The following is a 6478-nucleotide window of genomic DNA, read 5'->3' as shown; positions in this document are numbered from 1 at the left end:
TTCGTTGGCCAGCTTAACTGCTGACGCTCTAAATTCGGCTGTATAAGTTTTGGTTTTTTCTCGCTTCATATTAGGATCACACTCTTTTCAGATTATTTTAAATTGTGTGTCCGGTTTAGTGTAGCCACATCATTGTTCCTGTTGATCGGCCTGCAGTTTCTCATCACCTTTTTCTCTGTCAGATCTAAGAGAGTTTCAAAGTTAGTAAAGTCTATGCCAACTTTGCTAGTGTACAAGGGAGATTTGTTGCAGGATGATATGCGAAAAGAAAGAGTAAATGCGGATGAGATTTATGCCATCCTCCGGGAGAAAGGCATCAGTTCCATTCAGGATATGGATGCAGTCATACTTGAAACAGATGGCAGTTTAAGTGCCATCAAGTGCATCGAAAAAAACTTGAAGTCTGATGTAATGCAGCCTGTGAAAGCACCACCTGACATCCAATAGCCGCTTCTGTCATAGATAGGTTACATTCCGTTTGCCGGCCAGGCAATCTGTTATACTTTTTCTATTGAGAAATTGAATAAGGCAATTTTTCATACATACAGGCTATGCCTCTGCTATAGGTTGTAACGCAATGATAGCCATGATCATCATTCCGACACAGGATCCTACTACGTTCTAGCACGCCAGAGCCATTCCCCACAAAGTGAAGTTACACTATTAATATTTATCGCGTATGACAATACCAATTAATAGATGAATTCCAATGTTACTTTACTAAGCTAAGTGTAGTAAATAATGGATAGCTTGGAAGTTGAGTTGGAGAAAGATAACATAGCCTCGTCGTGTAAAAAATAAAATTTATTGTTACGGCTTGGGGCGATATAATAAAGCTTGCAGCGCTCCCCATATCATGCGCTAGGCTGATAAGCTATTCTCGTGAATGCAAGATTTCCTATCCCTGAAGAGTGCGTGGATCAGCCTCCTTTTCCTCGGACAAAAAAATCAGTAATAGCGGTAAATCTATTGCTGAAGACGCAGCGAGCTTTTTAATCTATAGAGAAACACGCATGAAGAGATCCCAACAGCTATGGATTTATCTGAGATCGAGCTTCTGGTTTCTACCTGCTTTAATTGTCGCAGCTAGCATTGCGCTTGCCGCAGGAGCAATTAATGTGGAATCGGCAATTGAGAGTGAAACATTGGCTCGCTGGCCGCGGCTTATTCGGTGCTGGAGCGGAAGGAGCTAGGCAGATGTTATCAACCATTGCCAATTCTATGATGGCGGTAGTGGGAGTAACTTTTTCGATGACTCTCGTAACGTTGACGCTCGCATCTAGCCAATATACCTCCCGCGTCCTCGGTAGCTTTATACGAAACCGCACTACCCAAGCTGTGCTTGGCATCTTTGCAGGTATCTTTACCTATTGTCTCCTAGTATTACGGACGATCCGGGATAATGGCGAGGATACCTTCGTTCCAGGTATAGCCGTGTTTATGGGTGTCTTTCTTGCACTTGCAGGAATTGGCGTCCTCATTCTTTTCATTCATCATATCGCCACTTCGATCCAGGCATCTAATATTATATGCTCGGTCGCAGAGGACACTATCGCTGCAATAAAGATTGTTTTTCCTGAGCGTAATTCCCATAACAATTCAGAAGAAAATGAAGCCCTTCTCAGGCATTTGTTAACCGAGGCAGAAGACTGGGAAGAGGTCCTTGCAGTAAAAAGCGGCTATATCCAGTCGATAGATTATGAAGCGCTAAAAAAACTCGCGCACGAAAAAGGGACAATCATAAAGACAGAGCACGGTATTGGAGATTTTGTGGTGAAGGGAGCGCCACTCGCATCTCTTCCTCGCCAAGATTTGCTTGAGGAAAAGATATTCCACAAGGTTTGTTCTTTTTACGGTATTGATAGTCACCGCACAATTGAGCAGGATCTGGATTTCGGGATTCGGCAGATCGTAGATATGGCAGTGAAAGCACTCTCACCAGGCGTCAATGATACTACCACTGTCATAACTTGCATTGATTATCTGACCTCCATATTGTGTTTTCTGGTTCAGCGCAATTCACCTCTCCGAATTTATTATGAAAAGGGAGAACCACGATTGATAAGGATGAATCCAACCTTTGAGACTCTCCTTGATACTTCATTCGAAGAGATCCGTCGAAACGCAAGCGGCAATGCCAGAGTGATTATTTCTATGCTTGATGCTTTGAAGCTAATTGGAGCGACAAGCCCGCTTGTTTCTCACAAAAAGGCGTTAGGTGAGCGAGCAAAAAAAGTTGCCGAGCTAGCAGAGGGTAGTATCGAGTCTAAACATGACCTTGCGGCAATTCGTGCTCGATTAGAGACCCTACACATTACTGTTGACCCTAATCCTCCTGCTAATCGATAAGACGCACTATCCTGATGAGCGCTTTCAGGGATAAAAGTCCCTGTTTATTCATTTTGCTTTCCATCCCAACTGGACGCTTCTTTTTACGGGGTTGACAACACGTTGTGCTAGTTAACTCTTGGTTCACGTAGTTTGCTTCCTTGCGCTTGGTGGCCACCAGTTTTTTCGCAGCGGATGCCGCACACGTTATGCCTCAAGGCGGAACTTGGTTTATTCGAACAGGCGGCAACCCAACAATTTCGTAGGTAGTAGAAGCGATACCAATTTGTGCTTCATCCATCGCTTTTAAAATATCGCGGCTCATTTGATCCTTTAATTCTCGAATACCGAAATCGCGAGCGATAAAGCGAACGGTTAATTCAAGCCAATTGTCCGTGAGCCTGTAGTAGACTTTAGGTTTCATGTCTACTTGTTTCATAAAATAGCGGCGTTCCATTTCCTGAAGCGACTCTCGGCCGAGAGAACTAATAGAGACCGTTCGATGATTAGCAATTTGCAGCAAGATATGTTCGGCTCGATGGTAGTCCGCATCGAACTTGATTGGGATGCTTATTTCCTCCCAGATATAAGGAAATTCCTTGGTGTAGTTATACACGGGTTCATCAAAAATGCGAGCGTTACTGACTGTGACTATTCGTCCGGTGTATTGGCGGCTTTGCACCCACATAGCTGGCTCAGCATTTTGCACTGGCGGTGGCTGGCCCATCTCCATGATCGTGGTTTGCGTAAAACCTAGAGCAATTACGTCGCCACGAACTCCGCCCATCGTTATGCGATCACCAACGTTAAAAGTCTTGCCGTATAGTATAATGACATAGCCAGCTACCGCAGTAATAACTTTCTGCAATGCAAATGCGAGACCTGCAGTAACAAGTCCAACGCCAGTAGCCAAGCGTACCGGATCGTCGAACCATATAGAGACCAAACCCAGGATTAGAAAAATACTTGTACCCACCGCAATCCCTTGCCGAACCCAGAATATGAAGCGCTCATCCCTGCCTTTAAGAATGCGAGATGTGTAGCGCCTGACAAGCCGAGACAAAAGAAGCACAAGTGTGATGAAGGCGATGGTAAAAAGAAGCTTTATCCCATTCTCGGCATTGATGCCGACCAGTCGGACACCCAAGATCTCTACTGCTCGATTAGGTCCTACTAAAGTAATGAAATTTTCCATGACCTTGATTTATCCTATTGCTACAATTTTTGTAGACAGGCAAGTGGCAAAAGCATTTGTAGTATAACCTGGCTAGTTAAAAATGATTCAGAATGTGTAAGGTTTGAAGAGCATATCGACAATTTTGTTTTGTTGTTTACGCAGGGCTTTGGCCTACTCCTCGTTGATATGCTTTATCGCCATATAGTTCATTGTTGTGCAATTATGACCGAATCTAATCAACGTGAGTTCGGGATAACAAAAGCTATAAAAGGAACCTGAATTCCTTATGACGAAGTGATTTGGGAAAAGAATTTCATCACGAGAGGAACCAGACTCCAATGAATACTATAAAATACTATAACGATTTTTTGTGCGAGTGATAATTTTTATAGAGGGTTTGAGCCGCGTTGGAAGCAGCATTTGTCGAAATCATGGCTAAAACGGCATCAGTGGAGAGAAGCGCTGTGTCTAAGTGAAGTCATGACCATCATGGTGGGGTTTCATCTATCCGGTTATCGGACGTTTGAGCACGATTACCTGAATGACGTGTTGAGGTATCAGCGGGGTTATTTTCCAGGGTTGGTGAGCTACCACCGCTTGGTGGAGTTGTTGCAAGGTAGCCTGGTGCCTTTGTGCTGCTTTCTGACCAGCCGCTTTGGACGCTGCAGTGGGATCAGCTTCATTGATTCGACCAGGATCAGCGTGTGCCACAATCGCCGCATTGGATCGCATCAAGTAATGGCAGAGTTAGCTGCCCGGGAAAGACCAGTGTGGGTTGATTTTATGGGTTCAAGCTGCACCTGGTCATCAATGACCAGGGAGAATTGCTGGGAGTCAAAATCACGGCGGGTAACGTGGATGATCGTGACCCAGTACCCGAGTTGACGCGTTTCCTATTTGGCAAACTCTTTGGTGATCAGGAATACCTTTCGCAGTCACTCTTTGAGCAACTGTGGGAACAGGGCGTGCAGCTCGTTACCAGGGTACGCAAGAACATGAAAAACAAGCTGTTGCCGCTGTTTGACAAGCTGCTGTTACGTAAACGCTCGGTTATTGAGACCGTTAATGACCCATTGAAGAATAGTTCGCAAATTGAGCATTCCCGTCATCGCAGCCCAGTTAGCTTCTTTGTCAATCTGATAGCCGGACTGGTGGCTTACACTTTTCGCGAGAAGAAACCCTCGCTTAACATCAGACTTCCTCAAACTCTTCCAGTCATGATGTGATGGTTATGATGTCGAACTCACGTTATTTTAAATAGTCTTCAGGCTATGGAACATCATTTTTACTGACATTCTGACTTCTAACTTTGGCTTTTGCCCATGCTATATCAGCCGCATCAGCATCCAGACCATTTATTTCATTACATGGTTCACCCTCTAATACGAGCTCAGTAAAGAGTGGAAAATGATCAGAGCCAAAATTTCTCAATCTTATTATACGTTTAATTTTAAAATGTTTACTGTGGAACAAGTGGTCTAATGGCCAGCGTAAAAACCAATAGCCGGCATGAAAAGTATTGTACATACCACGACCTATGCGTGGATCCAGTAAGCCACTTATTTTTCTAAATAACCGTGTTGTCTTAGACCAGGCCACATCATTTAAATCACCAGTTACAATAACAGGGATACGAGTTTCAGCCACGCTTCTAGCTATAATGAGTAGCTCTGCGTCACGTTCTGAAGATGCTTCGTTTTCAGTTGGACTAGGCGGAGCAGGATGCACAAAGTGGATACGGATTTTATGTCCGGAGGGCAGCAGAATCAATGCATGTATTGACGGCTTGTCTGGCTCCACTAAGTATTCGATTTGAGGGTTTATCATCTCGAACTTAGAATATATATGCATTCCATACTTGTTATCTAAAGGACATGGGACTCTATAGGGGTAAACTGTTTCTAAACTACTTAAATGCATTTGCCACCACAAATTTGTCTCCAGTGTAACCAGAACATCAGTATCATAATCATGCACCAGTTCGATTAAACCTTCCGCATTCCGGTTACTCATCAGAACATTCGCAATAATGATTTTGATTCTTTTTTGCGTATCATCACACTTTGAAGTTTTTACCTCCACAGCGAATAACGGCGTATACGGAATAATCCACCAAGCTTGATAAATGAGGCAAGAAAAAGCAGCCACGATGAATATCTGTGTATAAATGGATGAAAGATCAAGAAGCAGAAATTCCAGAATGAGTGTAAAAATTATAAGTATGAAAAGCTGCAATCGAGGAAAATCAAAGTTACGTATCCACCAGGCGTCATAACGGCATATAGGCAAGGCTGTTGCAAAAACGAGTATTACAGAGGTGATTAGGAAAATAATTGTCATTATGGGATATAAAATTATATCTAATTCTATAGCGTGCTAGTATGAGTCAAGCATAAGGGTTTGTGTTGTTTTGCCTATATCATGCACACATATTCAAGTTCTCCAAAGGTATAATCCCGCTTTTTCGAGGTTAGATTATCCTGGAAGCTGCTGCATAAGTGTATTAAGTAAGCAATATTCTTTATAGCAGACTTCTCCAGGCGGAATCCTATTTGAATTCTAGGGGCTGCTGGCATTTCACATAGGTAGCCACAGATATCCACACGCTATGGCTACCCTACTCTCGTAATTTCGCTTCAGTATGTCGTATCGTGTTGCTATTGCCCGATACTGTTTTAGCCGGGCAATAGCATTCTCCACCCAATGCCGGTATTGATACAAACCCCAATCCATATCTGCATTACCCTTCAACGAGTTGCGCTTTCCCGGTATCACAGCCCGAGCTCCCTTCTTCGTTATCTGTTCCCGTAACCATTCGCTGTCATAGCCCTTGTCTGCAACTATTGCTTTTGCCTCAGGCAACCTGGCAATCAAATCAGGTGCGGCAGAACAGTCATTGACTTCTCCACCGGTGATTTCAAACTCAACTGGCAAGCCATAACCATCGACCGCTAAATGGATCCTGGTGGTATT

At 43.7% G+C, this 6478-nt stretch carries 5 protein-coding genes and 1 pseudogene; 3 read left to right on the top strand and 3 right to left on the bottom strand.

All coding sequences use genetic code 11. The annotated features are described in order from the left end of the window. The first annotated feature begins 102 nt into the window (after nucleotides 1-102). Together BM283_RS19680 and BM283_RS16780 are read left to right on the top strand one after the other, a co-directional pair. Nucleotides 103-447, top strand: a complete 345-nt coding sequence (locus BM283_RS19680) for a DUF421 domain-containing protein (RefSeq protein WP_368086453.1) — start codon at nucleotides 103-105, stop codon at nucleotides 445-447. A 669-nt stretch (nucleotides 448-1116) separates the two neighbouring features. Beyond that, entirely contained in the window at nucleotides 1117-2349 is a 1233-nt protein-coding gene (locus tag BM283_RS16780; protein WP_090695178.1) for a DUF2254 domain-containing protein, read from the top strand. 193 nt (nucleotides 2350-2542) lie between these two features. On the opposite strand, the gene BM283_RS16775 is transcribed toward BM283_RS16780, so the two are convergent. After that, nucleotides 2543-3523 (bottom strand): mechanosensitive ion channel family protein, encoded by a 981-nt coding sequence (locus tag BM283_RS16775; RefSeq protein ID WP_090695176.1) that lies wholly within the window; start codon nucleotides 3521-3523, stop codon nucleotides 2543-2545. A gap of 339 nt (nucleotides 3524-3862) precedes the next feature. Here BM283_RS16775 and BM283_RS16770 point away from each other — a divergent pair. Next, nucleotides 3863-4731: pseudogene (locus BM283_RS16770) on the top strand (IS982 family transposase). A gap of 43 nt (nucleotides 4732-4774) precedes the next feature. Here the strand turns inward: BM283_RS16770 and BM283_RS16765 are convergent. Both BM283_RS16765 and BM283_RS16760 read right to left on the bottom strand, forming a co-directional pair. Further along, a complete protein-coding gene (locus BM283_RS16765; protein WP_090695173.1) occupies nucleotides 4775-5845 on the bottom strand; it encodes an endonuclease/exonuclease/phosphatase family protein in 1071 nt (356 codons plus the stop codon). A gap of 237 nt (nucleotides 5846-6082) precedes the next feature. Beyond that, the coding region (locus tag BM283_RS16760) for an IS5 family transposase (RefSeq protein WP_139225326.1) at nucleotides 6083-6478 on the bottom strand (396 nt) is incomplete at its 5' end.

This window comes from Nitrosomonas sp. Nm34, assembly GCF_900113925.1.
Lineage (GTDB): Bacteria > Pseudomonadota > Gammaproteobacteria > Burkholderiales > Nitrosomonadaceae > Nitrosomonas.
The sequence above is the reverse complement of the archived record's forward strand: the minus strand, read 5'-3'. Positions and strand labels throughout refer to the sequence as shown.

What these genes read in the sequence shown, in the direction of transcription:
- BM283_RS16780 (WP_090695178.1), top strand. Translation starts at nt 1,117, where the DNA reads ATGTGGAATCGGCAATTGAGAGTGAAACATTGGCTCGCTGGCCGCGGC.
- BM283_RS16775 (WP_090695176.1), bottom strand. Translation starts at nt 3,523, where the DNA reads ATGGAAAATTTCATTACTTTAGTAGGACCTAATCGAGCAGTAGAGATC.
- BM283_RS16765 (WP_090695173.1), bottom strand. Translation starts at nt 5,845, where the DNA reads ATGACAATTATTTTCCTAATCACCTCTGTAATACTCGTTTTTGCAACA.